The sequence below is a fragment of the Pseudomonas sp. CP-1 genome (assembly GCF_021213715.1).
GTDB classification, from domain to species: Bacteria; Pseudomonadota; Gammaproteobacteria; order Pseudomonadales; family Pseudomonadaceae; genus Pseudomonas; species Pseudomonas aeruginosa.
The window spans coordinates 24118-49212 of the sequence record NZ_JAJQKY010000029.1 but is presented as its reverse complement, the minus strand read 5'-3'; the positions used below and the strand labels follow the sequence as shown (position 1 = coordinate 49212).

The window sequence follows — 25095 nt, the reverse complement described above, 5'->3', positions numbered from 1 at the left end:
TGTTGGTCAGGCCGCTGCCCTGCGCCTGCATGACCCGCTTGCTGGTGTAGTTCTCCGAGGCGATCAGTTCGAGATGGTCTTCCTGGCGGGCCTCTTCGGCGTCCATCGCGGCGAGCAGTTCGTCGTCGTAGCCGCGGATCTGGTCATGCTTGCTGAACATCGCTGGGTCTCCCTGCGGCGCCGGAACCGCGCCGGAATGGCTGCAACGGGACACGCGGTCCCTTTGCCAGCGATGGTATGACCGGCCCTGCCGGCCCAGATGCCTATGCACGCCACGGGGAGGTGCGTTTGCGACATGGCGGTGGGATTCGGCAACCGATGCGGAACGCCCCGGGCTGGCGCTAAACTGCGTGCTCTTCGTCTTGCGAGAACACCATGAAACACCCGCTGATCTTCCTTTCCGCCGTGCTGCTCGGCGCATCCCTGCAAGGGTGCGGGGGCGGCGATGAAAAGCAGGCCGCCGCGCCTGCGCTGCCGGCCGATTCCTGCACCGGCCATGAACTCGAAGTGGCCTTGCCGCCGGCCGGCAAGCCACTGTTCGGCTACGACTTCCTCTCCCGCCAGTGCGGCTACAACGATGCCACCGTGGTCTTCGGCGCCGCCGACGGCAGCAAGCGCCTGGAGATCGTCCTCACCGACACCGGCCTGCCGGCGCCGCCGACCGAGGGCGACGCGGTGGCCTATCGGGCGGCGCAGGACAAGCTGCGCGAGATGACCCAGACCAACCTGACCCTGCTCCACAAGACCCGCGAGACCGCCCTGAAGAACGGCACCGCCGAGCGCTTCGGCGGCGAGGACTACCTGCCGCTGATCGATACCACGCGAATGGGCGACCCGTTGGGGGTGATGGTCCCGGCCAAGGGCGAGGAGGGCGTCTCGACCCTCAGCGGAGTGATCAAGAACCGCTACGTACTGACCCTCAGCACCCGCGACATGCCCAATGGCGGCAGCGCCACGGCGATGCGCCAGGTGCTGGTGCCGTTCGTCGAGCAGATGAAGCTGACCAAGCTACCCTGACAGACTGTGCCGGCACCTACCCGTACCGGCGCGACCGCACGGAGCCCCACGAGGGCTCGGCAACCGTTCCATCCGAGGCCCACATGACCGATAACACCCAACAGTTCGCCAGCGACAACTATTCCGGTATCTGCCCCGAAGCCTGGGCGGCGATGGCCGAAGCCAACCGCGGCCACGAGCGCGCCTATGGCGACGACCAGTGGACCGCGCGCGCTTCGGACTACTTCCGCCAGTTGTTCGAGACCGATTGCGAAGTGTTCTTCGCCTTCAACGGCACCGCCGCCAACTCCCTGGCCCTGGCCGCGCTGTGCCAGAGCTACCACAGCGTGATCTGCTCGGAGACCGCCCACGTCGAGACCGACGAGTGCGGCGCGCCGGAGTTCTTCTCCAACGGCTCCAAGCTGCTGCTGGCGCAGACCGAGGTCGGCAAGCTGACCCCGGCGTCGATCCGCGACATCGCTCTCAAGCGCCAGGATATCCACTATCCGAAGCCGCGCGTGGTGACTCTCACCCAGGCCACCGAGGTCGGCACGGTGTACCGCCCGGACGAGTTGAAGGCGATCAGCGCCACCTGCAAGGAACTCGGCCTGCACCTGCACATGGACGGCGCGCGCTTCTCCAACGCCTGCGCCTTCCTCGGCTGCTCGCCGGCGGAGCTGAGCTGGAAGGCCGGGGTCGACGTGCTCTGCTTCGGCGGCACCAAGAACGGCATGGCGGTGGGCGAGGCGATCCTGTTCTTCAACCGCGACCTGGCGGAGGACTTCGACTACCGCTGCAAGCAGGCCGGCCAACTGGCCTCGAAGATGCGCTTCCTCGCCGCGCCCTGGGTCGGCGTACTGCAGGACGATGCCTGGCTGCGCTACGCCGATCACGCCAACCGCTGCGCGCGCCTGCTGGCCGAACTGGTGGCCGACGTTCCCGGCGTCAGCCTGATGTTCCCGGTAGAAGCCAACGGCGTGTTCCTGCAGCTTTCCGAGCCGGCGATCGAAGCCTTGCGCGCGCGCGGCTGGCGCTTCTACACCTTCATCGGTGAAGGTGGCGCGCGTTTCATGTGTTCCTGGGATACCGATATCGAGCGGGTCCGCGAACTGGCGCGGGACATCCGCCTGGTGATGGGCGCCTGAGTCCACTCTCGGCCGCCTCCATGAACCGGGGCGGCCGCTCTTTCCTCATCTCCTGTGGATAACTCTGTGGGCTAACTGTTCGGGAGCTATGCAAAAGTGCCCCCGGCAACACCCTCCCTATCTCCGCCGGGGGTGTTGAAAGCCTTTATCCACGCGGTTCCACTCCCATGGCAGGAGAACCTGGCCAATCCACAAACACTGTGGAGTCGAATGTGAATAACGTGTTCGCAGTCGCTTCCGCGCGGTGCCCTGCCGGGCTCTTCGGAGGTTGGTCGGTTTTTGAGCGAAAACAGCCGTTTGTGAAAGGACGATGAAGGTTCAGGTGAAAAGCGCTGACGAAACGGTGACGGGCATTGTCCCTGCGGGACCCAGACAGGCCTGTGGATAGAAAAGCAAGGAGCGAAGTGGGGGCAAATGCCGCAAACCCCCTGCGCGGACGTAACGGCTTGAGGAAAAAGACAAAATTCTCCCGCTCCGATGGCGCTGGAACAGCGGTTGCGGCCGCCGCCGGGAATTTCCCCCAATTCCTGTTGAGGTCAGTGTGCAGAGCCTGTTTATAGAATGCTGGGAGCCAGAGGGCCCGCGCCTTTCAGGCTATTGGTCAAGAATTGAGCGGATTTTCTGTCAACAGGCTGCCGGCTTGCTTTAGGGGGCATGTGCACAAACGCAGGGTTGCTCACAAAAGGCCTGGAAAGCCTTGTGGACAACCTGTATGGATAGTTCTGTAAGCCTTATAAGGTAAGGCCTGCATGGAGTTGGTCAATAAATGGTCAGGCCGGGCGGGAAGGGATGAAGAGCCAGAATAGGCCAGGTTTTTTCTTCATCCTGTGAATATTTTTCTGGTTTTCCCCAAGGGGAGTGTAAAGCCCTGTGGAAAAATTGTTCGCTCACGCTTGGGGCGGCCGGACGGCGGGGTCTCTGGCGGATTGATCGTTAAATGAGCAGGAGACTGCGCCTAGCGCGAGCGGAGGAGAAGCGCGATTCACCCGGAGGGTAGCCGGATGTGCTGGCGGAGCCCATGCGCTAGGGCGAGTGGACATCGTCGGTATAGCGATCGTTGACCCGCGGGGTATCAGGGGGTCTCATGGACCACACGGTCTGTGGATAAGTCTGTGATCAACCTACCCTCGAAAGGCCTCTCCAGAGATCGGCAAGGGCTTTGTTCCTGGAGCCTGAAACCAACCTGAAATTGTCGTTTTTACCTTTAACTTCAAATGCTTACAACCGATCGTCGAGAACGCCAAGGTGGCGAGAAGACACCTGTATGGAATTCCAGTCCGAATGTGGACAACCTTGGCGCCCTGGTGTTTTCAAGTATGAGAAGGACAGAGCTGCGCGATGGCTCTGGTGGTTGGCCGGAGCCTTGATTACCCTTGGCTTTTGCCAGGAAAGTGGGATGGATCATGGATGATCGGATGTCAGACAAGCCGCTCGGCCGCTTGTTGCTCGAAGGCCTCGGCGAGATCGCCTGGATCGCCGTGCTGGTGGCCCTTGGCGTCCTCCTGCCGTTGCCGCTGGTAGCGCTGGGTTGGGCGCTGCTGCTGGGCGCCGAGTGGGCCATGGATCGTTGGCGCGGCAAGGTGCCGTATCGCCTGCAACAGGCGCTGTTCTTCTGGGTTCTGGGTGGCGGCATCGCCCTGGGCCAGGCACTGCCGGGCTTCTGGCTGGGACTGGGCGGTGGCTTGCTGGCGGTGATCGGCGGCGTGCTGCTGCAGATCCGTTTCGAGCGTGGCCTGCGCCTGGAGCGCCAGGCTCCGCAGGCGCTGGACGTACCGCTGCCGGCGGGAGGTAGCGCCTGGGGCGGCGAAGCGCCCGAGCGAACCCCCGAGGGCGAGCCGATCCGCCTGTTCGACGGCGGCGAGATCGCCATGGGCGGCCCGCTGGTATGCCACTACCTGATGCCCGACGGTTGCTTCATCCCCGACTGCAATCCTTCGGCACGCTTTTCCAGCGATGGCCGCCACTTCGTTTCGCCGATACCGAGCCGAGGCGCGTGGGGCCTGGCGATCTTCGACCGGCAGGAGCGGTTGCTTTACCGCTGTGCCGTGGACAACTTCTGGGAGCTGGATAGCGTCACCGAGCGCGAGGTGATCGGCCGGCACAGCCCGCTGACGTCCAACGCACCGCAGCGCCTCGAGCTGCAGGCGCTCAAGGCCGGCAGCGAGGCCGAGGCCTTCGTTGCCATCGGTGACCTCTGGCTGCCCGAAAGCGAATGGCAGCGCTGGAGCGGGGATCTGCGCGCGCAACCGCTACCGTCCCCGCTTGGCGGGCCCGCGCTGGAAATCCGCCCCTGGCTGCCGGCCAGCCTGCTGGCCCTGGACGATCCTTTCGCGCCGCTGCGCGCCAACCGCGGCGAGCTGTGGATAAACGGCGAGGCCAGCGGCCTCTACCTGTCGCGGGAAGCGCCGCCATTGGCTTGGAACGATGACGGCCGGGCGCTGGCGCTGCAGGCAGCAGGCGAGCCCCTGGGGCAGGATACCTACTGGCTTTGGCGAGAGGGTGGCGGCCTGCGTGCGCTGGGCGCGCCGTGGTCGGCGTTGCCCGCCGAGCCCCATGCCGGCGGGCCCGAACTGCTCGGGCTGGAGGATGGCTGGCTGCGTTTTGGCCTGGACCTGGCGCAACCCTGCCTGACCTACGAACGCTACGGCACGCTGGGTTCGTACAGCCATTCCAGCCTCTACCTTCTGCACGCTCGCGATGCGGACGACCGGCCGCGCTGGCGCGAGGCCGACATGCCGCGCCTGGACCTGTTGCTGCCCCTGGATGGCGCGGCCGGCAGGCCGGGATGCCTGTTGCAGAGCGCACCGCTGGCCGATGGCAGCCGGGCCGTCTGGGAGTGGTTGCGCGACGATCAGGAGGCGGAGCGCGGCGCCTATGCCTTGCGCCTGGGCGACTGGCGCCTGGATGGCGAGTGGACGCTCGACCACCGCGTGTCCGATTGCGGTCGCTACCTGGCCCTGGTGGCCTTCGCCGAGGCGCCGACCCTGCCACAGCGCCTGGCCATACTCGATAGCCGGGAGCGGCGTCTGGAGTGGCTCGCCGAGCCGCTGGCCGATCTACACCTGCAAGGTTTCATCGATGGCCAGGTGCATCTGCTCCACCTGCTCGGCCGCAACGCCTACCAGCCGCCGGGCGGGCCGGGCGAAGGCGACCCCGGCCTGTTGCGCCGCTTCGACGAAGGCTTGCCCGAGCCCGGCGCCTGGCACGCATTCGGCCGCTTCCACGACGACTGGCGGCATTACTACGAGCAGGCGCGGGTGGCGTTCGATGGCACGGCCTGGCGGCTGTGCCCCGCGTCGCGCTGGCTGGACGCACCGCCGCGGCCCTGGAGCGACGGCAACTTCGTCTTGCCGTCGGTGGGCGCGAAGGACGCCGCCTGGGGCTTCGGTTTCCACTACGAGGGCATGCACCGCGACGAGGACGTGCGCGCCGGGTTCAGCCGCGACGGCTACCTGCTGACCGCGTCGGGCATCGGCTTGGGCAACCTGGCGGCGCCAATGATCTGGTCGGCGGACGGTCGCTACCTGGCGCTGACCCGGCACGTCCAGCGCTACGAGGAAAGCGAGCTGGAGCGGGACCAGTGGCGCCTGCTGCTGCTCGACGTGCAAGAGCGGACGTTGCGTCGCTACCGCGACGACCTCGGCGAGTACCCGTGCTTCGACAGCTTCGACGACGACCTGTGCTTCCGCTGCGCGGGGACGGGGCGCTACGTGCTGGCCCTGGACTCGCTGCTGAAGGCTCCCGCCGAGTCGCTACAGGCCTGCGTCGGACGCTGGCTGCCGGCCGAGGAGCTGCCGCGGCGGCGCTACTGGGAGCGCCTGGCGTTTCCCTCGCGTCCTCAGTAGTCGATGACCACGTCGCCCTTGGGCACGCTGCAGCAGGAGAGGATGTAGCCTTCGGCGACATCCTCGTCGGTGATCCCGCCGTTGTGCTCCATCTCCACCTCGCCGGCGGTCTTCATTACCTTGCAGGTGCCGCAGATGCCCATCCCGCAGGCCTTCGGAATGTGCAGGCCGAGCTTGGCGGCGGCGGCGTGCACGGTTTCCCCGGGGCTGACGCGGATGCTCTTGCCGGTGGCGGTGAATTCCACCTGGTGCTGGTCGGCGACCGGTACCTCCGGCGCCTCGGCGGCTTCCGCGGCCAGTTCCCTGACGTCGGCGCGGACCTCCGGCGGAGTCGGCCCGAAGGCTTCCTCGTGGTAGCGGCTCATGTCGTAGCCGTGGCCCTGCAGCAGGTGCTTCACCGCGCTCATATAGGGCGTCGGGCCGCAGCAGAAGATTTCCCGCTCGAGGAAGTCCGGGGCGATCAGTTCCAGCATGCGCAGGTTCAGGTAGCCACGGTAGCCGGCCCAGGCTTCGCCGAGGCCGTGGCGCTCGCAGATGATGTGCAGGCTGAAGTTGTCGATCCGCGAGGCCATGTGCTCCAGCTCGCGGTGGTAGATGATGTCCTTCGGCGAACGGGCGCTGTGGACGAAGACCATGTCGACGTTGGCGTTGGTGTCGAAGAACCAGCGAGCCATGGACATCACCGGGGTGATGCCGACCCCGCCGGAGAGGAACAGCACCTTGTCGGCCGGGAAGTCGATAGCGTTGAACAGGCCGACCGGACCGTGCACCGGTAGCTCCTGGCCTTCCTTGAGGTTGTCGTGCAGCCAGTTGGAAACCCGCCCGCCCGGCACCCGCTTGATGGTGATGGAGAAACTGTAGGGCACCGAGGGCGAGCTGGAGATGGTGTAGGAGCGCATCACCGGCTCGCCGTCGATCTCCAGCTCCAGGGTGACGAACTGGCCCGGCTTGAAGAAGAACAGGATCGGCTGGTCGGCCATGAAGCAGAAGGTGCGCACGTCCCAGGTTTCCTGGATGACCTTGACGCAGCGCACGAGGTGCCGGCCGTTGGCCCAGGTCTGGGTGGTGACCGGATTGAGGAAGTTGCTCGACATGATGATCTCTCCGCGCGCACGGGGCCGAACGATGGCCTGATGGGGCGGATTGTGCGCATCGCCGTGGCCGCTCATTTACCTGCCAGCGACATTTACATGCTTATCGCGACCTGCCTGCTGGGGCGCGGCCCGGAGCGTCGGAAACGGATGCGGTCATGTCGCCCATGGATAAGGTCGGCGGCGGGCGCGGGCCCACACTCCAGACCAGCCGAGACGAGGGTTTGCATGAACCCCGGGAGGGTAGAGCCCGGACGTGTAGAGCGACTGACCTTCATTCCCGCCACGGCGGGGCCCGTCCATCGGCAGGGCGGGATTCTGGACGCCGCGCCGGGATGAGGAAGGCTGTGAACGCCACCTTGCGTAGCAACCGTATCAGCCACTTTTTCCGCCGCCACCCGCGCGGGGGCGGCATGAGGAGTTACCGATGGACGTCACTTCCACCCTGAGTCTCGGCGATCCCCTGGAACCGGCCCGCAAGGCCACCGCCGACATGCTGCGCAGCCGCGACCACAGCTTCTCGCTGCCGCAGCCCTTCTACTGCGACCAGCGCCTGTTCGAGATCGACATGCAGGAGATCTTCCACAAGGAATGGCTGATCGCCGGCATGACCTGCGAGATTCCCGCCAAGGGCAATTTCCTCACCCTGCAGATCGGCAAGAACCCGGTCCTGGTGATTCGTGGCGCCGAAGGCCAGGTGCATGCCTTCCACAATGTCTGCCGGCACCGCGGCTCGCGCCTGTGCGTGAGCGAGAAGGGCAAGGTGGCCAAGCTGGTCTGCCCCTACCACCAGTGGACCTACGAGCTGGATGGCCGCCTGCTGTTCGCCGGCACCGAGATGGGCGCCGACTTCGACATGAAGGAGTACGGCCTGAAGCCGATCCAGGTGAAGACCGCCGGCGGCTACATCTTCATCAGCCTGGCGGAGAACCCGCCGGCCATCGACGACTTCCTGGCGACGCTCGAGCACTACATGGAGCCGTACGACATGGAGAACGCCAAGGTGGCGGTGCAGACCACCATCCGCGAAGCCGCCAACTGGAAGCTGGTGATCGAGAACAACCGCGAGTGCTACCACTGCAACGGCTCCCACCCGGAACTGCTGAAGACCCTGCTGGAGTGGGACGACGTCACCGACCCGCGCGCCAGCCAGGCGTTCAAGGACCAGGTGGCGGCCTGCACCAGCGCCTGGGACGCCGAGAAGATCCCGTACGCCCACGCCAGCTTCGGCCTGCGCAATCGCATCGTGCGCATGCCGCTGCTGGACGGCACCGTGTCGATGACCATGGACGGCAAGCAGGGCAGCAAGAAGCTCATGGGCCGGATCAAGAACCCCGACCTCGGCTCGATGCGCATCCTGCACCTGCCGCACTCCTGGAACCACTGCATGGGCGACCACCTGATCGTCTTCACCGTGTGGCCGATCAGCGCCCAGGAAACCCTGGTCACCACCAAATGGCTGGTGCACAAGGACGCGGTGGAAGGCGTCGACTACGACGTGGCGCGCCTGCGCGAGGTATGGGACGCGACCAACGACCAGGATCGCCGGCTGGCCGAGGAGAACCAGCGCGGGATCAACTCCGACGCCTACCAGCCTGGTCCATACTCGAAGACCTACGAGTTCGGCGTGATCAATTTCCTCGACTGGTACAGCGAGCGCATGCTGAACAACCTCGGCGAGGAGTCCGCCCACGTGCGCAAGGTGGCCGGCAGCTAAGCCGGACGAGGCGCCCCCTGGCGGGGCGCCGCTGCGGAGGAAAGGTCATGGACAACCTGCTGTTCTACGTCAGTTCCGCTTTCGTCAGCCTGCTGCTGGCCTGGAACCTGTTCGCCTGCTGGCGCCGCCAGCGGCCGCCGGAGAAGTCCCGGCCCTGAGCCCGCGCGCTCGCCACGCCTCGCCTCGCCTCCCGCTTCCGCCCCCTGACAGCCTCCCGGCAAAAGGACTAAGGTGGGAGGACTCAACCTGAACGGGCCGCTCAAGGGCGGCCTCTGGAGGCAAGCGTGGAAAACAATCCCCTGTGGGCCGAACTGGGCAAGCACTGGAAACTGGTGGCCCTGCGCGGCGTGGCGGCGCTGGTGTTCGGCGTCCTGACCCTGCTCTCGCCGGCCCTGGCGCTGACCGTGCTGGTGCTGTTCTGGGGCGCCTACGCGCTGGTGGACGGGGCGTTCGCCCTGATCGCCGCGTTCAACATGCGCAGCGACGGACAGTTCAACTGGCCGCTGGCGCTGGTCGGGGTGATCGGCGTGGCGGCCGGCCTGGTTGCGTTCTTCTGGCCGCAACTGACCGCCATCGGCCTGCTCCTGATCATCGCCGGCTGGGCGCTGGCGATGGGCATCTTCCAGATCGTCGCGGCGATCCGCCTGCGCAAGTCGATCCAGAACGAGTGGTGGATGATCCTCTCTGGCGCCATCTCGGTGCTGTTCGGCGTGCTGATGATCGCCAACCCCGGCGCCGGGGCGCTGGCGGTGGTCTGGGTGATCGGCGCCTACGCGGTGTTCTTCGGCGTGCTGCTGGTCATGCTCGCGCTGCGCCTGCGCAAGACTTCGACCCTGAAGGCCTGAGGCGGTGGCGGCGAAGCCGGCGGAGGAAACGCGCTGGTGCCTGTGGCGCCAGGACGACAACGGCAATGCCTTCGTCATGCGCCGCGACCTGACGCGCGACGAGGCCTGCGCGCTGGTCAAGGACTACCAGGCGCGCGGGCATCGGCAGCTGTATTGGGCGAGTCCGCAGGCGCGCGACTAGCTCGATGCCCCGGCGATCCGCTCGACCAGCGCCTCCAGGCGCTGCTCCACCGCCCGCAGGCGCGGCGACTCGCCGTCGTTCGCGCCGAGCTGGCGGGCGCAGAGGTTGAGCGCGGAGAGCACCACCAGCTCGTTGCTGGTGACGTAGGGAAACTTGCGCTTGTTGGCGTCCACTTCCGCCTGCAGCAACGCGGCGGCGTCCGCGAGGGCCCGTTCCTCGCCGGCCGGCACGCGGATCGAATAGTCCCGGCCGAGGATCGACAGGACCTGGACGCCGTCGCGGCTCATGCGCTAACCGGTTGCTGCGCGCTGAGGCGCTCGACCAGGGCTTCCAGGCGGGCCTGGGTGCCGCTCTGCTTTTCTTCCTGCTCGAGCATGGAGAGTTGCAGGGTTTCGTTTTCCTCGGTGGCCTGGCGCAGCTGCTGCTGAAGCTGGTCGTGGCTGTCGCGCAGGGCCTGGTTCTGTTGCAGTAGCTCGGCTACCAGGGTTTCCAGGCGTTCCAGGGTGTTCTCCAGCATGATCTCGTCCCAGTCGTTCAAAGGGCGCGCAGGATAAAGAAAAGCGTCTGCCGAAGCCAGGTCCGTGGTCGGTTGCCAGGCTTCGGCACCCGGCTTCACCAGTGAAAGCTGCCGCCCAGCGAGTAGTGCCCGGGGTCGGCGACGAAGGGATCGCGATCGGTGGCCGGCGGGCAGTTGCGCCGCTTCAGGCAGTCATCGGCGCGCTCGGCGTAGCTGCGTTCGTCGCCGCTGACGCGGACGTCCGGAAGGATGCCGGAGAAGGAGGGATAGCCCTGGGCGCAGCCGATCAGGAACAGGAACGGCAGGAGAGGGAAGAGGCGTCGGCTCATGGGGATACTCCGGTGGGTGGGGATCATTAGGGTTGCTCGACGATGCGGCGGATGGTGCCGCCGCAGATGTCGGTGAAGCAGCGGTCGTAGTCGGAACCGCAGTTGAAGTTGCCGGAGCCGCCGAAGCCGTTGTAGCCGAACGAGGAGGAATAGCCTGGTGCCAGGCATTCCTTGCGCGCCTGCTTCTTGCTCTTGCCCTGGCTGCAATAGTGGTAGCTGCGCCGTTCCGCTTCGCGCAGGCGGTTTTCGTTCTGCCATTCCAGGCGCGCGAGGCTTTCGCACTGGCTCTGTTGCGTGCGGCACTGGGCGACGCAGGTGCGTCCCGCCTCGCTTGGCGGCATCACGTACTGGTAGCGGACGGAGGGGCCGCAGCCCGAGATCAGGGCGAGCGCGAGCGCAACGCCCGAGAGGTTCAGGTGTCTGTTCATGGTTTCTGGTTGGGAAAGGGTGGAGCGGGGATCAGTCGTCCGCGACGTATTCCAGGATGTCGCCCGGCTGGCAGTCCAGGAAGGCGCAGATCTTCTCCAGGGTGTCGAGGCGGATGCCCTTGACCTTGCCGTTCTTCAGCAGGGACAGGTTCTGTTCGGTGATACCGATGGCTTCCGCCAGCTCCTTGGAGCGGACCTTGTTCTTCGCCAGGATGACGTCTAGTCGGATGATGATCATGGGGTCGTCATATGAAGGCTCTTACTTCTTCGTCCAGTTTCCTGGCTTCGCTCATCATCAGGCCGAACGAGCAGAGAAAGATCGCCTTGAGGAACTCGTAGGCCGCTTCGGAAGTGAGTCCTATCGAAACGCTCAGGACACGCTCGCCGTCGGGCAGGTCGAGAGATAGTACAAGACCTTGCAGCGTATTGATAAATGGCTGGAGCAAGAGTGCCAGGAAGGACAGCAGGCCGATGTGCACCAGGGTCCTGGCGTTGCGCTGCGACCAGCGTTCGCCCTTGGCCAGGCGGCGGAAGAACAGGCCGGTGAGCGCCAGGCCGAACGCGGAAAGCAGGGTCGGCAGGTAGTCCAGCAGCATCAGCAGCGCCCGGCTGCTCCAGGACAGGACGAAGCCGTCGCTGGCCAGGCGCGGCATTTCATCGCTCCAGGCCTGCAGGTAGCCCTGCTCGCTGAGGCCGGAGAACCAGAGGTGGGTGTTCGCTCCGAGTTCGATGCAGGCCATGCCCCAGGCCAGGATGGCGCAGAGCATGCCGAGCAGATAGAGCTTGTGGTTGCTGAGATGCGTGGACAGCGCCATGCCGGGTTCCCCTGTGTGTTTCGCGTCTGGATGACGAAACTAGGGAATAAATTATCGTAATACAATAATTTATCGTCACCGCGTCATAACTTGTGATCTGGCGCACAGTGCGTTCTGACCCGCTTCAGCGGATCACGCCTTCCTCGCGCAGGAGCTTGAAGATGGCTTCGGCGCCGGCTTCCGCCGAAAGATCCTTGAGTACCTGCCCGGTACCGCCGGAGGCCTTGGCGGTGGCGGCTTTCATCCGCTCGGCGCCGGTCTTCGCCTTGATTACCTTGAGCCGCTTCGGGCGCGGCCGGGCCGGTTGCAGGCTGTCTTCGGCGAGCAGCGGGTCGACGACCACCTCCACCTCATGGACCTCGACCTCGCCACGCCGCGCCGGGCCGAAGGCGCTCTGCCGGGCCGCCGGTGCGGCGTTGTCGACGCTGGCGACGAACGGCAGGCGTACCCGCAGCCGGCGTCGCTGGCCGCGAGGCAGAGCCTGGAGGACCTGGGCGCTGCCGTCTTCGACCTTCTCGACCTCGGCCAGGCCGACCACCAGTGGCCAGCCCAGGCGCTCGGCGAGGAGGAAGGGCAGCATCCCGGAGCCTTCCCCGGTTTCCGCCTGGCTGCCGGTGAGCACCAGTTGGGCGCGAGAGTCGCGCAGGTGCTCGGCCAGTGCGGGCAGGGCGTCGGCGCCGGCCGGCTGTTCCAGCACGGACAAGCGTTCCAGGCCCATGCCGAGATAGCCGCGCAGCGCCTCGGCGTGCGGGTCGCCGGCGTGCAGCACCTGTAGGCGTGGGCCGCTCAGGCGCAGGCCGAGTTCCACCGCGCGGGCGTCCTGTTCGGCACGGCGCGGGCGTCCGGAGGCGGGGTGGGCGCCGATGGAGACCAGCGCGACGATGTTCAGCTCAGTCATGGTTCGATACCGATGAAAGGTACGTGGAAGCGGGTTCAGGCCGCATCGCGGGCGGCGCCGTTGCGGTGTGCCTCGGCCAGGCGGATCAGCGCGCGGAGGATTTCCGTCGAGTCGCCGATCACCGAGAGATCGGCGCGCTTGATCATGTCGCAGCCGGCGTCGCGGTTCACCGCCACCACTTTGTCGCAGGCGCCTATGCCCTGCAGGTGCTGGATCGCCCCGGAGATGCCCACCGCCAGGTAGACCCGCGCGGTGACCCAGGTACCGGTGGCGCCGACCTGGCGGTTGCGCGGCATGTGCCCGTCGTCCACCGCCACCCGCGAGGCGCCCTCGGTGGCGCCGAGGGCGGCGGCGGCCTGGTGGAACAGCGTCCAGTCCTGCACGCCGTTGCCGCCGGAGAGAATGAATTCGGCCTCGGCCATGGGAGTCCGCGCCGGGTCCACGGCCACCGGGCCGAGGTCCTCGATGCGTGGCAGGTTGCGCGCCACCTGCTCGGCCATGTGCAGTTCGCGAACCTCATGGCGGGTTTCGCTGACCGGCTCGGCGCATTCCGCCGCGGCCAGCAGCAGGCGCGGCAGGGCGCGCTGGATGTCCTCGCGGCCGGCGCCGGCGCGGCCGATGCAGCGGCCGTCCTCGACCTGCCAGACGCGTCCGGCCGGCCGTTCGCCGAGCGCAGCGGCCAGGCGCCGGCCCAGTTCGCCGCCGCCGTTGCGACTGTCCGGGAACAGCCAGTGGCGCGGGGCGAGCTGGTTCTCCAGGTTGCGCAGGGCGAGTATTCGCTGCTCGGGCGCGTAGCCGTCGTACTCGCCGCCGGCGAGGTGCAGCAGGCGGTCGACGCCGGCGCTGTCGAAGGCGCTTTCCTTGTGTTCGCCGAACACCACGGCGAGCACCGCGCCGTCGTTGCCGGCGAGCTTGCGGGCCAGTCCGAGGAGGTCCTTGTCGTGGCTGGAGAGACGGCCGCCGACCATGTCCGGGACCACCGCGACGAGGAATGCCGGTTGCTCGACCACATGCAGCGGCAACTGCGCTTCCTGCACTGCGCTGGCGCGGCGCGCGCCGCTGCCCTGCTGGCCGCCGGAGCGATCGATGCGGCGGATGCCGTTGGGGCCGACGAAGCCGACGGCGTGCGGGTTCTTGCGGACCACGCCGTGGGGGCCCATCCAGCGCACCTCGCCGCCTTGGGCGGAGTGCATGGCCGCATGCAGCGGATGCAGGCGGTTGCGGGCGATCCATTCGGCGCGTGGATCGCGACGGACGATGTCGTTCATGCGGAATGCTTCCTGTGGCTGCGGCTACCCGATCCCGCGGCCCCCTCCCTGGAGGGAGAGGCCGCTATCCGTGCTGCCCCGGTCAGCAGCGGATTCGATGTGAAGCTCGACACTCTCATCAATGCACCTCCGCCACGGCTTCACGCCGCACCGGCTTTTTTGCCGGCGCTTCCGCCTGCTCTATCAGCGCTTCCGCCACCAGCTCGGCGATGTCCTTGATCTCCGGCCGCGGTGCCACCACGCCTTCGAGCATCGCGGTGCACTGCGGGCAGCCGACGGCCACCAGCTCGGCGCCGGTCTCGCGGATGTCGGCCATGCGCATGTCGGGAATCCGTTGCTTGCCGGGGATGTCGGTGATCGGCGCGCCGCCACCGCCGCCGCAACAGCGCGAGCGGAAGCCGGAGCGTTGCATTTCCTTGACCTCGATGCCGAGTGCGCGCAGCACGTTGCGCGGCGCCTCGTACTCGCCGTTGTAGCGGCCCAGGTAGCAGGGGTCGTGGTAGGTGACGCTGCCGGCCTTGCTGCGGCCCGGTTGCAGCGTGCCGGCGCGCAGCAGTTCGTCGATGAAGGTGCTGTGGTGCAGTACCTGGTAGTCGCCGCCGAGGGCGCCGTATTCGTTCTTCAGCACATGGAAGCTGTGCGGGTCGCAGCTGACGATGCGGGTGAAGCGGTATTTCGCCAGGGTTGCGATATTGCGCCTGGCCAGGTTCTGGAAGGTCGCCTCGTCGCCCAGTCGGCGCGCCACGTCGCCGCTGTCGCGCTCCTCCAGGCCGAGCACGGCGAAGTCCACCGCGGCTGCCTTGAGGATCTTCACGAAGGCGCGCAGGGTGCGCTGGTTGCGCATGTCGAAGGCGCCGTCGCCGACCCAGAACAGCACGTCGGCGCTCTTCTTCTCGCTCATCAGCGGCAGGTTCAGGTCGGCCGCCCAGTTCAACCGGCCGCCGGGGGCGAAACCGCCGGGGTTGTCGGTGGCGATCAGGTTGTCCAGCACCTCGGCGCCCTTGTTCGGCGTGGCGCCTTTCTCCAGGGTCAGGTGGCGGCGCATGTCGACGATGGCGTCGACGTGCTCGATCATCATCGGGCACTCCTCGACGCAGGCCCGGCAGGTGGTGCAGGACCATAGGGTGTCGGCGTCGACCAGGGCCTTGCCATCCAGCGCGACGATCGGCTGGTGCGGGCCGCCGCCGTGCTCGCCCAGCGGTTTGCCTGGATAGGGGCTGCCGGCGAACTTCGCGTCGTTGCCTCCGGCCAGGCCGATGACCATGTCCTGGATCAGCTTCTTCGGGTTCAGCGGCTGGCCGGCGGCGAACGCCGGGCACATCGCCTCGCACTTGCCGCACTGCACGCAGGCGTCGAACCCGAGCAACTGGTTCCAGGTGAAGTCACTGGGCTTTTCCACGCCCAGCGGCGCCTGCGGATCGGCCAGGTCGAGCGCCTTGAGGCCGGTGGAGCGGCCGCCGCCGAAGCGTTCGGCGCGGCGGTGCCAGGCCAGGTGCAGGGCACCGGCGAAGGCGTGCTTCATCGGCCCGCCCCAGGTCATGCCGAGGAACAGCTCGGACACGCCCCAGGCCACGCCAATGGCGAGGAGGCCGGCGAGGAACCAGCCGCCGAAGCCTTCCGGCAGGATCCCGGCCACCGGCAGGGTGGCGAGGAAGAAGCTCGCGGCGAACGCCAGCAGGCTCTTCGGCAGGCGCATCCAGGGGCCCTTCGACAGCCGCGACGGTGGGTCGAGGCGGCGGCGGGCGACGAACAGCGCGCCGACGAACATCAGCGCCGTGGCCGCCAGCAGGGCGAAGCCGAGGATCCGGCCGTGCAGCCCGAAACCGTGTACCAGGATCGCCAGCAGCGCCGCCAGGACGAAGCCGCCGGCGGTGGCGACGTGGGTCCTGGACATGTACCTGTCGCGCTCTACCACATGGTGCAGGTCCACCAGGTAGCGACGCGGCATCTGCAAGAGGCCGCCGATCCAGTCGACCTTGGCGGGTCGGCCGCGGCGCCACATGAGGAAGCGCTTCGCGGCGCCGAGCACGGCAAGTGCCAGGGCGGCGAAGAGCAGGACGGGAAGGAGGGTGTCGAGCATTTCTGGTCTCCCTGCGGGACGTCAGGCGGCGCTGGATCGGCCCCCTCTCCCGCTTGCGGGAGAGGGGGGGCGGCCGTGCCGGTCGGATGCCACGAGGCGTGTCTTAGAAATCCTTGCACAAGCGCAGCGCGTCATAGATCGCCGCATGGGTGTTGCGCTGGGCCACGCAGTCGCCGATGCGGAACAGCAGGTAGCCTTCTCCGGGCTGGCTGAGGCAGGGCTGCGGCTGGATCGCGAACAGCGCCTCGACGTCGATCTGGCCCTTGTTCCGCGAGCCCTGCTTGAGCGCGTAGTAGAGGCTCTCGTCGGGGCGCACGCCGTTTTCCACCACCACCTGGTCGACCACCCGCTCTTCCCGCGCGCCGGTGTATTCGTTCTCCAGCACCGCCACCAGCTTGTCGCCCTCGCGGTAGACCTTCTCCAGCATGAGGTCGCCGGTCATGATCACTTCCTTGGGATACATGCTGCGGTAGTAGGTGGGGAAGGTGGTGCCGCCGATGGCCACGCCCGGCTTGATGTCGTCGGTGACGATCTCCACCTGGGCGCCCTTGTCGGCGAGGAAGTCCGCCACCGACATGCCGCTGAACTCGCAGATGGTGTCGTAGACCAGCACGTTCTTGCCTGGCTCGACCGTGCCGTCGAGCACGTCCCAGCTGCTCACCACGAGGCCGTCGGCGGCGCCCCAGTGTTCGTTCTGCTCGAGGAACGGATGTCCGCCGTTGGCCAGCACCACCACGTCCGGGCGCAGGTCGAGGATGGTCTCGGGGTCGGCCGCGGTGCCCAGGCGCAGGTCGATGCCCAGGCGCGCCAGCTCCAGTTGGTACCAACGGGTGATGCCGGCGATCTGGTCGCGTTGCGGCGCCTTGGCGGCGGTGGTGATCTGGCCGCCGAGCTGCTCCTTCTTCTCGAACAGGGTCACGTCGTGGCCGCGCTCGGCCGCCACGCGGGCAGCTTCCATCCCGGCCGGCCCGCCGCCGACCACCACCACCTTGCGCTTCGGTCCGGCGGACTTCTCGATGATGTGCGGCACGCCCATGTATTCGCGGGAGGTCGCGGCGTTCTGGATGCACAGCACGTCCAGGCCCTGGTACTGGCGGTCGATGCAGTAGTTGGCGCCGACGCACTGCTTGATCTGGTCGACCTGGCCCATCTTGATCTTGGCGATCAGGTGCGGGTCGGCGATGTGCGCGCGAGTCATGCCGACCATGTCCACGTAGCCGCCTTCGAGGATCCGCGTAGCCTGGTTCGGGTCCTTGATGTTCTGCGCGTGCAGCACCGGCACGTCGACCACTTCTTTGATGCCGGCCGCCAGGTGCAGGAACGGCTCCGGCGGGAAGGTCATGTTGGGGATGACGTTGGCCAGGGTATTGTGGGTATCGCAGCCGGAGCCGACCACGCCGATGAAGTCGAGCATGCCGGTATCGCTGTAGTACTTGGCGATCTGCTTCATGTCCTCGTGGGACAGGCCGTCCGGGTGGAACTCGTCACCGCAGATGCGCATGCCGACGCAGAAGTCCTCGCCGACCTCGGCGCGCACCGCCTTGAGCACCTCGAGGCCGAACTTCATGCGCCCCTCGAAGCTGCCACCCCATTCGTCGGTGCGCTTGTTGACCCGCGGGCTCCAGAACTGGTCGATCATGTGCTGGTGCACGGCGGACAGCTCGACGCCGTCCAGGCCGCCTTCCTTGGCGCGGCGGGCGGCCTGCGCGTAGTTGCCGATGACCCGCCAGATCTCCTCCACCTCGATGGTCTTGCAGGTGGCGCGGTGCACCGGCTCGCGGATACCCGACGGCGACATCAGGGTCGGCCAGTGGTAGCCGTCCCAGCGCGAACGGCGCCCCATGTGGGTAATCTGGATCATGATCTTGGCGCCGTGCTTGTGCATGGCGTCCGCCAGGTTCTGGAAGTGCGGGATGATCCGGTCGGTGGACAGGTTCACCGAACTCCACCACTGCTGCGGGCTGTCGATGGCGACCACCGAGGAGCCGCCACAGATGGCCAGGCCGATGCCGCCCTTGGCCTTTTCCTCGTAGTACTTCACGTAGCGCTCGGTGGTCATCCCGCCGTCGGTGGCGTAGACCTCGGCGTGGGCGGTGGAGAGCACGCGGTTGCGGATGGTCAGCTTGCCGATCTGGATCGGCTGGAACATTGCTTCGAAGGCCATGACCCTTTCCTCGGCTTACAGGGGTTTGACGACGAACAGGCCGTCTTCGTGACCGTCCTCGGCGCCGCTGTAGACCTGTTCGGCCACGGTGCGCAGGCTGCTGCCGCGGGCGGCGAGGATCTGGTCCATGGCGCCGGCGAACCAGCCGGTGAACATGTAATCGACCTTGCGATTGACCTTGCCGTAGACGTAGACGAAGGCGGAGTGCCGCAGGCGGACCTCGGCGGTGCCTTCCTCGAGGTTGATCCGCTCGATCTCGAACAGGCCCCAGCCGCGCTGGGACAGGCGCTTCATGTAGTGCTCGAACACCGCCACGCCCTCCAGGGCGTGACATTCGGCTTCCTTCTCGCACCAGTGCCAGGCGGACTTGTAGCCGGCCTTGTAGAGGATCTCGGCGTAGGCGTCGGCGCCCAGCACTTCCTCGATGCCCATGTGGTTGTTGACGAAGAAATGTCGCGGTACGTAGAGCATCGGCAGGGCGTCGGTGGTCCAGACGCCGGTCTCGCTGTCGACCTCGATGGGCAGTTGGGGGGCATGTTTGGCCATGGTGTAAGCTCCGATTCTTTTGACTCCCTCTCTCCCTTCGGGGAGAGAGGCGGGGAGAGGGAAGATGGGTGCGATGCAATGCCCCTCCCTGGAGGGAGAGGCGACAAGTCGGGAATGGGCCGGGAGTTACTCGCCCCAGACGTCGCGCAGGACCCTTACCCAGTTCTCGCCCATCACCTTGCGCACCACGCGCTCGGGCATGCCGCGCTCGAGCAGGGTCTCGGTGAGGTTGGGGAATTCGCCGACGGTGCGGATGCCCAGCGGGTTGACGATCTTGCCGAAGTTGGTCAGGCGCCGGGCGTAGCCCTTGTCGTGGGTCAGCCACTCGAAGAAGTCGTGGCCGTGGCCCTGGGTGAAATCGGTGCCGATGCCGATGGCGTCCTCGCCGACGATGTTCATCACGTACTCGATGGCCTCGGCGTAGTCGTCGATGGTCGAGTCGATGCCTTTCTTGAGGAACGGCGCGAACATGGTCACGCCGACGAAGCCGCCATGGTCGGCGATGAACTTCAGCTCCTCGTCGGACTTGTTGCGCGGGTGTTCCTTGAGGCCGGACGGCAGGCAGTGGGAGTAGCAGACCGGTTTCTTCGATTCGAGGATGACCTCTTCGGAGGTCTTGCTGCCGACGTGGGAGAGGTCGCACATGATGCCGACCCGGTTCATCTCCGCGACGATCTCCCGACCGAAGCCGGAGAGCCCGCCGTCACGCTCGTAGCAGCCGGTGCCGACCAGGTTCTGGGTGTTGTAGCACATCTGCACGATGCCCACGCCGAGCTGCTTGAACACCTCGACGTAGCCGATCTGGTCCTCGAATGCGTGGGCATTCTGGAAGCCGTAGAGGATGCCGGTCTTGCCCTGCTCCTTGGCCTTGCGGATGTCCGCGGTGCTGCGCACCGGGATCACCAGGTCGCTGTTGTCGCGGATCAGCTTGTTGCTGGCGACGATATTGTTCACCGTCGCCTGGAAGCCTTCCCATACCGATACGGTGCAATTGGCGGCGGTCAGGCCGCCCTTGCGCATGTCCTCGAACAGTTCGCGGTTCCACTTGGCGATGATCAGACCGTCGATGACGATGCTGTCGGCGTGCAATTCGGCTGGGCTCATCTGGCATACCCCTTTCAGGCTGGGCGCGCCGGGACTTGTGCCGACGCTTTGGGGGCAGCATATCGTCGGGGCCCGGCGCGACCCGGCCCGAAAACGACCAGGGTCGTGCCGAAAGCGTCAAGCGTGCGACCGCAACGACGGAGGGGAATGTCGCGGATGGAACAGGCGCTGGCCGCCCGGGGCCGCCAACGGGGAGTGCGCGCGCTCCTGCCGGCGCGGGTTCAGAGGCCGAGTTCGCTGAGCGACGGATGGTCGTCCGGCCGGCGCCCCAGCGGCCAGCGGAACAGCCGTTGGTCCTCGCGGATCGGCAGGTCGTTGATGCTGGCGTGACGTTCGTACATCAAGCCCTGCTCGTCGAACGCCCAGTTCTCGTTGCCGTAGGAGCGGAACCAGTTGCCCGAGTCGTCGTGCCATTCATAGGCGAAGCGCACGGCGATGCGGTTGCCGGTAAACGCCCAGAGTTCCTTGATCAGCCGGTACTCCTGCTCGCGCTGCCACTTGCCGCTGAGGAATTCGACGATCCGCTCGCGGCCGCGGACGAAGGTCGAGCGATTGCGCCAGACGCTGTCGGGACTGTAGGCCAGCGAGACGCGCTGCGGGTCGCGGCTGTTCCAGCCGTCCTCGGCGGCGCGGACCTTCTGCGCGGCGGTTTCGGCGGTGAAGGGGGGAAGCGGGGGACGGACGTCGCTCATGGCGGGCTCCTCGGTCTGCGGTGGTTTTCGATGGGAACAGCGTAGGGCAGGGCGAGCGCGGCCGAATGACGTCGATCCCACGGATCCTGCCAATCCCGCCTCGCCCCCTGGCTGTTTGCCAGGCTGGCCAGACCTACCCCGGAGAGGGCTATGATGGCCGCCACCGGAGTGGACAAGGATCGACCTCGCGCAATGACCTCCACCACCTACCTCGGCCTGCTGCTGGTCGGTATCCAGGTACTCGGCTTCGTCGCCGCCATCCATGCCGTGCTCACCGTGCGCACCGCCCAGGGCGCGATCGCCTGGGCCACCTCGCTGGTATTCATGCCGTACCTGACCCTGCTGCCGTACCTGGTGTTCGGTCGCAGCCGTTTCGACGCCTACATCGAGGCGCGGCGTCAGGCCAACCGCGAGATGCACCTGGCGGCCGCCGAGCTGGACTGGCGTCCCTGGGTCGAGGAGGCCCTGGCGGCCCGCCAGGTCAGCGGCTACAAGGGGCTCAAGGCGCTGGTGCGGATGACCCGCACGCCGACCCTGGCGAACAACCGGGTGCGCCTGCTGGTCAACGGCGAGGCCAGCTTCGAAGCGATGTTCAAGGCGATTTCCGCCGCCCGCCAGGTGATCCTGGTGCAGTTCTTCATCGTCCGCGACGACGCCCTCGGCCAGCGCCTCCAGCAACTGCTGCTGGAACGCGCGGCCAACGGCGTCGAGGTGTTCTTCCTCTATGACGCCATCGGCAGCCACGCGCTGCCGCACCGCTATGTCGAGCGGCTGCGCCAGGGCGGCGTGCAGATGCATGGCTTCAGCACCGGCAGCGGCATGCTCAACCGCTTCCAGGTGAATTTCCGCAACCACCGCAAGGTCGTGGTGGTGGATGGCGAGTGCGGTTTCGTCGGCGGGCATAACGTCGGCGTCGAGTACCTCGGCGAGAAGCCGCCGCTGGCGCCCTGGCGCGACACCCACATGGAACTGCGCGGGCCGGCGGTGGCGTGCCTGCAGGAAAGCTTCGCCGAGGACTGGTACTGGGCGACCCACAGCCTGCCGCCGCTGATCCTGCCGCCGCAGTACGACAGCGAGGGCGCGCTCTGCCAGGTGGTCGCCAGCGGCCCGGCGGATGCCCAGGAAACCTGCTCGCTGTTCTTCGTCGAGATGATCAACGCCGCCCACGAGCGGGTCTGGATCACCTCGCCGTATTTCGTTCCCGACGAAGCGGTGATGGCCGCCCTGCGCCTGGCGGTGCTGCGCGGCGTCGACGTGCGCCTGCTGATCCCCTCGCGCCCGGACCACCGCACGGTGTATGCCGCGTCCAGCCTCTACGCGCTGGAAGCGATCCGTGCCGGGGTCAAGGTGTTCCGCTACCAGCCCGGCTTCCTCCACCAGAAGGTGGTGCTGGTGGACCGCGACACCGCCGCCGTCGGCAGCGCCAACCTGGACAACCGTTCGTTCCGGCTGAATTTCGAGGTGATGGTGGTGACCGTCGACGAGGGCTTCGCCGGCGAGGTGGAGGCGATGCTCGAGGCGGACTTCGCCGAGTCGCTCGAATTCACTCCGGAAGACCGCCGCAGCGTGCGCCGCCTGCAGCAACTGGGGATGCGCGTGGCGCGGCTGGTCTCGCCGATCCTCTGAAAACCTTCGCAAACTCTGTACGTCGGCAAAACCGCGTTGGAAACGGCTTCGGAAAGCTCGGTTGCCGTTCGGGGACTCCGCTTCCCCGTTCGTTTTCGCCCGGTTTCTCCAGCTCGCCAGATCGTCGGCAGGTCCTGAACGACGCCTCTGCCGCCCGCCGACCGCGCGGGCGTGCAGCTTTTCCCTAGCCAGCGACTACAAAAATCATAATTTCGCTATTCCCCGGCTCTGAACAGAATGCGGCCATCACGCAACCGCAGAACAAGAACGACCAGAGTCCGAGGAACCGAGCCATGACCGACCTGAATCGCACCGCCTTGCCCTCGCGCACGGACGGGACCGTGGAAAAGACCGACACCCTCGTCGTCGGCGCCGGCCAGGCCGGCGTGGCGATGAGCGAGCACCTGAGCCGGCTCGGCGTGCCGCACCTGGTCCTGGAGCGCAACCGCATAGCCGAGGCCTGGCGCAGCGGACGCTGGGACTCGCTGGTGGCCAACGGCCCGGCCTGGCACGACCGCTTCCCGGGAATGGAATTCGACATCGATCCCGACGGTTTCCCCGGCAAGGACCAGGTGGCGGCCTATTTCGAGGCCTACGCGAAGAAATTCGACGCGCCGATCCGTACCGGCGTCGAGGTGAGGAAGGTGGTGCGCAATGTCGGCCGCCCCGGCTTCACCGTGGAAACCTCCGCCGGGACCATCGAGGCCAACCGCGTGGTCGCCGCCACTGGCCCGTTCCAGCGTCCGGTGATCCCGCCGATCGCGCCGCGCGACGAGCGTATCCGGCAGATCCACTCGGCCCACTACTACAACCCGCAGCAGCTGCCCGAAGGTGCGGTACTGGTGGTCGGCGCCGGTTCGTCGGGGGTACAGATCGCCGACGAGCTGCAACGTGCCGGGCGCCAGGTCTACCTCTCGGTGGGCGCTCATGACCGTCCGCCGCGTTCCTACCGCAACCGCGACTTCTGCTGGTGGCTGGGCGTGCTCGGCGAATGGGACGCGGAAGTCGCCAAGCCCGGGCGCGAGCATGTGACCATCGCCGTGAGCGGTGCCCGCGGCGGACATACCGTGGACTTCCGCGCCCTGGCGCATCAGGGCGTGACCCTGGTCGGACTGACCGAATCCTTCGTCGACGGCGTCGCGACCTTCCGGCCGGACCTGGCGGAGAACCTAGCGCGCGGCGACGAGAACTACCTGGCGTTGCTCGACGCCGCCGACGCCTATATCGCCCGCAACGGCCTTGACCTGCCGGAAGAGCCCGAGGCGCGCCGCCGGCTGCCGGACCCGCAGTGCGTGACCGATCCGATCCTCGAACTGGACCTGGCCGAGGCCGGGGTGGGCAGCATCATCTGGGCCACCGGCTATGCCGTCGACTTCGGCTGGCTGCAGGTCGATGCCTTCGACCGCGACGGCAAGCCGCGCCACCAGCGTGGTGTGTCCAGCGAACCCGGCGTGTATTTCATCGGCCTGCCCTGGCTGTCGCGGCGCGGCTCCTCGTTCATCTGGGGCGTCTGGCACGACGCGCGCCATGTCGCCGACCACATCGCCATCCAGCGCAAGTACCTCGCATACCGCGACGCCGCCCAGCGCCAGGAACAGGACCGCGCCTCGCAAGCTCCGCAAACCAGCCTCCAGGAAGTCAGCTGATGCCTACCCATACCCGCATTCGCATGTTCAACACCAAGGACACCTACCCCAACCAGTCTCTGGACAACGATCTCTGCCAGGCCGTGCGCGCCGGCAACACGGTGTACGTGCGCGGCCAGGTCGGCACCGACTTCGACGGCAACCTGGTCGGCCTCGGCGATCCGCGCGCCCAGGCCGAGCAGGCGATGAAGAACGTCAAGCAACTGCTGGAGGAAGCCGGCAGCGACCTCTCGCACATCGTCAAGACCACTACCTACCTGATCGATCCGCGCTACCGCGAGCCGGTCTATCGCGAAGTCGGCAAGTGGCTCAAAGGGGTGTTCCCGATCTCCACCGGACTGGTGGTCTCGGCCCTCGGCCAGCCGCAGTGGCTGATGGAGATCGACGTGATCGCGGTGATTCCCGACGACTGGCAGCAATGAGGAGGCGCGCGCCATGACCTTTTCCATCGTCGGCCGCTGCGCCGAAACCGGCCAGCTGGGCATCGCCATCAGCTCGTCGAGCATCGCCGTCGGCGCCCGTTGTCCCTGGCTGCGCGCCGGCACCGGCGCGGTGGCTACGCAGAACATCACCCTGCCGGCGCTCGGCCCGCAGATCCTCGACCGCCTCGACCAGGGCCTGGCCCCTGGCGAAGCGCTGGACCAGGCGCTGAGCAGCAACGGCTATGGCCAGTATCGCCAGGTCACGGTGATCGACCAGCACGGCCGCACCGCGTTGTTCACCGGCCGCGAGGCGCTCGGCGTGCACCATGCGCGGGCCGGCGAACAATGCGTGGCGGCCGGCAACCTGCTGGCCGCGCCGGAAGTGATCGAGGCGATGGTGGATGCCTTCGAGAACGCCGAAGGCCTGCTCGCCGAGCGCCTGCTGGCGGCGATGCGTGCCGCGCTGGCCGCTGGTGGCGAAGCCGGGCCGGTGCATTCGGCGGCGCTGTCGGTGGTCGGCGACCTGCTCTGGCCGGTGGTCGACCTGCGCGTCGACTGGGCCGAGCACGACCCCATCGGCCAGCTCGAGCGACTGTGGCTCGCCTACAAGCCGCAGATGCAGGACTATGTGACCCGCGCCCTCGACCCGACCCGTGCGCCGAGCTACGGCGTGCCCGGCGACGAGTGAGCGGGTCGTTCCCTTCCTCGACGGCGCAGCGCGAGACCTGCGCCCTGGAGCC

General features: G+C 67.0%; 24 protein-coding genes and 1 pseudogene. 10 read left to right on the top strand and 15 right to left on the bottom strand.

Features of this window, described 5'->3' with window-relative positions; translation table 11 throughout:
* A pseudogene (gene glyA / locus LT948_RS31060) lies at positions 1-160 on the bottom strand (serine hydroxymethyltransferase); the annotation flags it as partial.
* Positions 161-375: 215 nt separating this feature from the next.
* Here glyA and LT948_RS31055 point away from each other — a divergent pair.
* The 3 genes from LT948_RS31055 to LT948_RS31045 all read left to right on the top strand — a co-directional run bounded on the left by LT948_RS31055 (position 376) and on the right by LT948_RS31045 (position 5986).
* Positions 376-1017: a hypothetical protein gene (locus LT948_RS31055; RefSeq protein WP_033996088.1), complete on the top strand. Its 642-nt coding sequence runs from the start codon at positions 376-378 to the stop codon at positions 1015-1017.
* A gap of 83 nt (positions 1018-1100) precedes the next feature.
* Positions 1101-2141 (top strand): threonine aldolase family protein, encoded by a 1041-nt coding sequence (locus LT948_RS31050; RefSeq protein ID WP_003096773.1) that lies wholly within the window; start codon positions 1101-1103, stop codon positions 2139-2141.
* A gap of 1415 nt (positions 2142-3556) precedes the next feature.
* The gene (locus LT948_RS31045) at positions 3557-5986 is read left to right on the top strand and encodes a hypothetical protein (protein WP_033996087.1); all 2430 of its coding nucleotides are present in this window, start codon (positions 3557-3559) and stop codon (positions 5984-5986) included.
* Here LT948_RS31045 and gbcB read toward each other — a convergent pair.
* A complete protein-coding gene (gbcB, locus tag LT948_RS31040; RefSeq protein ID WP_003096769.1) occupies positions 5980-7080 on the bottom strand; it encodes a glycine-betaine demethylase subunit GbcB in 1101 nt (366 codons plus the stop codon). The genes LT948_RS31045 and gbcB overlap by 7 nt on opposite strands.
* Positions 7081-7504: 424 nt before the next feature.
* On the opposite strand from gbcB, the gene gbcA reads away from it, so the two are divergent.
* The 3 genes from gbcA (at position 7505) to LT948_RS31025 (ending at position 9820) form a co-directional block, all read left to right on the top strand.
* Entirely contained in the window at positions 7505-8794 is a 1290-nt protein-coding gene (gbcA, locus tag LT948_RS31035) for a glycine-betaine demethylase subunit GbcA (RefSeq protein ID WP_003096766.1), read from the top strand.
* 284 nt (positions 8795-9078) lie between these two features.
* Positions 9079-9639, top strand: coding sequence for an HdeD family acid-resistance protein (locus LT948_RS31030; RefSeq protein ID WP_003096765.1), 561 nt, complete (start codon positions 9079-9081; stop codon positions 9637-9639).
* Between the two features lie 4 nt (positions 9640-9643).
* Positions 9644-9820 (top strand): hypothetical protein, encoded by a 177-nt coding sequence (locus tag LT948_RS31025; RefSeq protein ID WP_003096763.1) that lies wholly within the window; start codon positions 9644-9646, stop codon positions 9818-9820.
* Here LT948_RS31025 and LT948_RS31020 read toward each other — a convergent pair.
* From LT948_RS31020 to LT948_RS30960, 13 genes are all read right to left on the bottom strand, one after another.
* A complete protein-coding gene (locus LT948_RS31020; RefSeq protein WP_003096761.1) occupies positions 9817-10107 on the bottom strand; it encodes a cell division protein ZapA in 291 nt (96 codons plus the stop codon). The two genes, LT948_RS31025 and LT948_RS31020, sit on opposite strands and share 4 nt — an antisense overlap.
* Positions 10104-10337 (bottom strand): hypothetical protein, encoded by a 234-nt coding sequence (locus LT948_RS31015; protein WP_003105710.1) that lies wholly within the window; start codon positions 10335-10337, stop codon positions 10104-10106. The genes LT948_RS31020 and LT948_RS31015 overlap by 4 nt, the downstream gene beginning before the upstream one ends.
* Positions 10338-10432: 95 nt before the next feature.
* A complete protein-coding gene (locus LT948_RS31010) occupies positions 10433-10666 on the bottom strand; it encodes a hypothetical protein (protein ID WP_019486439.1) in 234 nt (77 codons plus the stop codon).
* Between the two features lie 26 nt (positions 10667-10692).
* On the bottom strand, positions 10693-11094 hold the full coding sequence (locus LT948_RS31005) for a hypothetical protein (protein ID WP_009316003.1): 402 nt from the start codon (positions 11092-11094) through the stop codon (positions 10693-10695).
* A 31-nt stretch (positions 11095-11125) separates the two neighbouring features.
* The gene (locus LT948_RS31000; RefSeq protein WP_003096753.1) at positions 11126-11332 is read right to left on the bottom strand and encodes a helix-turn-helix domain-containing protein; all 207 of its coding nucleotides are present in this window, start codon (positions 11330-11332) and stop codon (positions 11126-11128) included.
* Positions 11333-11339: 7 nt separating this feature from the next.
* A complete protein-coding gene (locus LT948_RS30995; RefSeq protein ID WP_003096751.1) occupies positions 11340-11909 on the bottom strand; it encodes a hypothetical protein in 570 nt (189 codons plus the stop codon).
* Positions 11910-12033: 124 nt separating this feature from the next.
* The gene (etfB, locus tag LT948_RS30990; protein WP_023094270.1) at positions 12034-12807 is read right to left on the bottom strand and encodes an electron transfer flavoprotein subunit beta; all 774 of its coding nucleotides are present in this window, start codon (positions 12805-12807) and stop codon (positions 12034-12036) included.
* Between the two features lie 35 nt (positions 12808-12842).
* A complete protein-coding gene (etfA, locus tag LT948_RS30985) occupies positions 12843-14075 on the bottom strand; it encodes an electron transfer flavoprotein subunit alpha (RefSeq protein WP_033996086.1) in 1233 nt (410 codons plus the stop codon).
* A gap of 118 nt (positions 14076-14193) precedes the next feature.
* Positions 14194-16155, bottom strand: coding sequence for a dimethylglycine demethylation protein DgcB (dgcB, locus tag LT948_RS30980; RefSeq protein ID WP_015503865.1), 1962 nt, complete (start codon positions 16153-16155; stop codon positions 14194-14196).
* A 103-nt stretch (positions 16156-16258) separates the two neighbouring features.
* Complete coding sequence (gene dgcA, locus LT948_RS30975; protein WP_003096745.1) at positions 16259-18319, bottom strand: dimethylglycine demethylation protein DgcA; 2061 nt, start codon at positions 18317-18319, stop codon at positions 16259-16261.
* A 15-nt stretch (positions 18320-18334) separates the two neighbouring features.
* Positions 18335-18865, bottom strand: a complete 531-nt coding sequence (locus LT948_RS30970; RefSeq protein WP_033996084.1) for a DUF5943 domain-containing protein — start codon at positions 18863-18865, stop codon at positions 18335-18337.
* Positions 18866-18991: 126 nt separating this feature from the next.
* On the bottom strand, positions 18992-19969 hold the full coding sequence (locus tag LT948_RS30965) for a dipeptidase (RefSeq protein ID WP_003106042.1): 978 nt from the start codon (positions 19967-19969) through the stop codon (positions 18992-18994).
* Positions 19970-20190: 221 nt separating this feature from the next.
* Positions 20191-20661, bottom strand: coding sequence for a nuclear transport factor 2 family protein (locus LT948_RS30960; RefSeq protein ID WP_003122386.1), 471 nt, complete (start codon positions 20659-20661; stop codon positions 20191-20193).
* A 153-nt stretch (positions 20662-20814) separates the two neighbouring features.
* On the opposite strand from LT948_RS30960, the gene cls reads away from it, so the two are divergent.
* The 4 genes from cls (at position 20815) to LT948_RS30940 (ending at position 25043) form a co-directional block, all read left to right on the top strand.
* Positions 20815-22287 carry a cardiolipin synthase gene (gene cls / locus LT948_RS30955; RefSeq protein ID WP_003121332.1) on the top strand — a complete coding sequence of 491 codons (1473 nt, stop codon included), beginning with the start codon at positions 20815-20817 and terminating at the stop codon, positions 22285-22287.
* A gap of 293 nt (positions 22288-22580) precedes the next feature.
* On the top strand, positions 22581-23933 hold the full coding sequence (locus LT948_RS30950) for a flavin-containing monooxygenase (protein WP_003096737.1): 1353 nt from the start codon (positions 22581-22583) through the stop codon (positions 23931-23933).
* Complete coding sequence (locus tag LT948_RS30945) at positions 23933-24355, top strand: RidA family protein (RefSeq protein ID WP_003096732.1); 423 nt, start codon at positions 23933-23935, stop codon at positions 24353-24355. The genes LT948_RS30950 and LT948_RS30945 overlap by 1 nt, the downstream gene beginning before the upstream one ends.
* A gap of 13 nt (positions 24356-24368) precedes the next feature.
* Positions 24369-25043, top strand: a complete 675-nt coding sequence (locus LT948_RS30940; protein WP_003106037.1) for a DUF1028 domain-containing protein — start codon at positions 24369-24371, stop codon at positions 25041-25043.
* The last annotated feature ends 52 nt before the right edge of the window (positions 25044-25095 follow it).

Excerpts from the sequence above, each read along its gene's own strand:
- LT948_RS31055 (WP_033996088.1), top strand. The coding sequence starts at position 376 with ATGAAACACCCGCTGATCTTCCTTTCCGCCGTGCTGCTCGGCGCATCC.
- LT948_RS31050 (WP_003096773.1), top strand. The coding sequence starts at position 1,101 with ATGACCGATAACACCCAACAGTTCGCCAGCGACAACTATTCCGGTATC.
- LT948_RS31045 (WP_033996087.1), top strand. The coding sequence starts at position 3,557 with ATGTCAGACAAGCCGCTCGGCCGCTTGTTGCTCGAAGGCCTCGGCGAG.
- gbcB (WP_003096769.1), bottom strand. The coding sequence starts at position 7,080 with ATGTCGAGCAACTTCCTCAATCCGGTCACCACCCAGACCTGGGCCAAC.
- gbcA (WP_003096766.1), top strand. The coding sequence starts at position 7,505 with ATGGACGTCACTTCCACCCTGAGTCTCGGCGATCCCCTGGAACCGGCC.
- LT948_RS31020 (WP_003096761.1), bottom strand. The coding sequence starts at position 10,107 with ATGAGCCGCGACGGCGTCCAGGTCCTGTCGATCCTCGGCCGGGACTAT.
- LT948_RS31015 (WP_003105710.1), bottom strand. The coding sequence starts at position 10,337 with ATGCTGGAGAACACCCTGGAACGCCTGGAAACCCTGGTAGCCGAGCTA.
- LT948_RS31010 (WP_019486439.1), bottom strand. The coding sequence starts at position 10,666 with ATGAGCCGACGCCTCTTCCCTCTCCTGCCGTTCCTGTTCCTGATCGGC.
- LT948_RS31005 (WP_009316003.1), bottom strand. The coding sequence starts at position 11,094 with ATGAACAGACACCTGAACCTCTCGGGCGTTGCGCTCGCGCTCGCCCTG.
- LT948_RS31000 (WP_003096753.1), bottom strand. The coding sequence starts at position 11,332 with ATGATCATCATCCGACTAGACGTCATCCTGGCGAAGAACAAGGTCCGC.
- LT948_RS30995 (WP_003096751.1), bottom strand. The coding sequence starts at position 11,909 with ATGGCGCTGTCCACGCATCTCAGCAACCACAAGCTCTATCTGCTCGGC.
- etfB (WP_023094270.1), bottom strand. The coding sequence starts at position 12,807 with ATGACTGAGCTGAACATCGTCGCGCTGGTCTCCATCGGCGCCCACCCC.
- etfA (WP_033996086.1), bottom strand. The coding sequence starts at position 14,075 with ATGAACGACATCGTCCGTCGCGATCCACGCGCCGAATGGATCGCCCGC.
- dgcB (WP_015503865.1), bottom strand. The coding sequence starts at position 16,155 with ATGCTCGACACCCTCCTTCCCGTCCTGCTCTTCGCCGCCCTGGCACTT.
- dgcA (WP_003096745.1), bottom strand. The coding sequence starts at position 18,319 with ATGGCCTTCGAAGCAATGTTCCAGCCGATCCAGATCGGCAAGCTGACC.
- LT948_RS30970 (WP_033996084.1), bottom strand. The coding sequence starts at position 18,865 with ATGGCCAAACATGCCCCCCAACTGCCCATCGAGGTCGACAGCGAGACC.
- LT948_RS30965 (WP_003106042.1), bottom strand. The coding sequence starts at position 19,969 with ATGAGCCCAGCCGAATTGCACGCCGACAGCATCGTCATCGACGGTCTG.
- LT948_RS30960 (WP_003122386.1), bottom strand. The coding sequence starts at position 20,661 with ATGAGCGACGTCCGTCCCCCGCTTCCCCCCTTCACCGCCGAAACCGCC.
- cls (WP_003121332.1), top strand. The coding sequence starts at position 20,815 with ATGGCCGCCACCGGAGTGGACAAGGATCGACCTCGCGCAATGACCTCC.
- LT948_RS30950 (WP_003096737.1), top strand. The coding sequence starts at position 22,581 with ATGACCGACCTGAATCGCACCGCCTTGCCCTCGCGCACGGACGGGACC.
- LT948_RS30945 (WP_003096732.1), top strand. The coding sequence starts at position 23,933 with ATGCCTACCCATACCCGCATTCGCATGTTCAACACCAAGGACACCTAC.
- LT948_RS30940 (WP_003106037.1), top strand. The coding sequence starts at position 24,369 with ATGACCTTTTCCATCGTCGGCCGCTGCGCCGAAACCGGCCAGCTGGGC.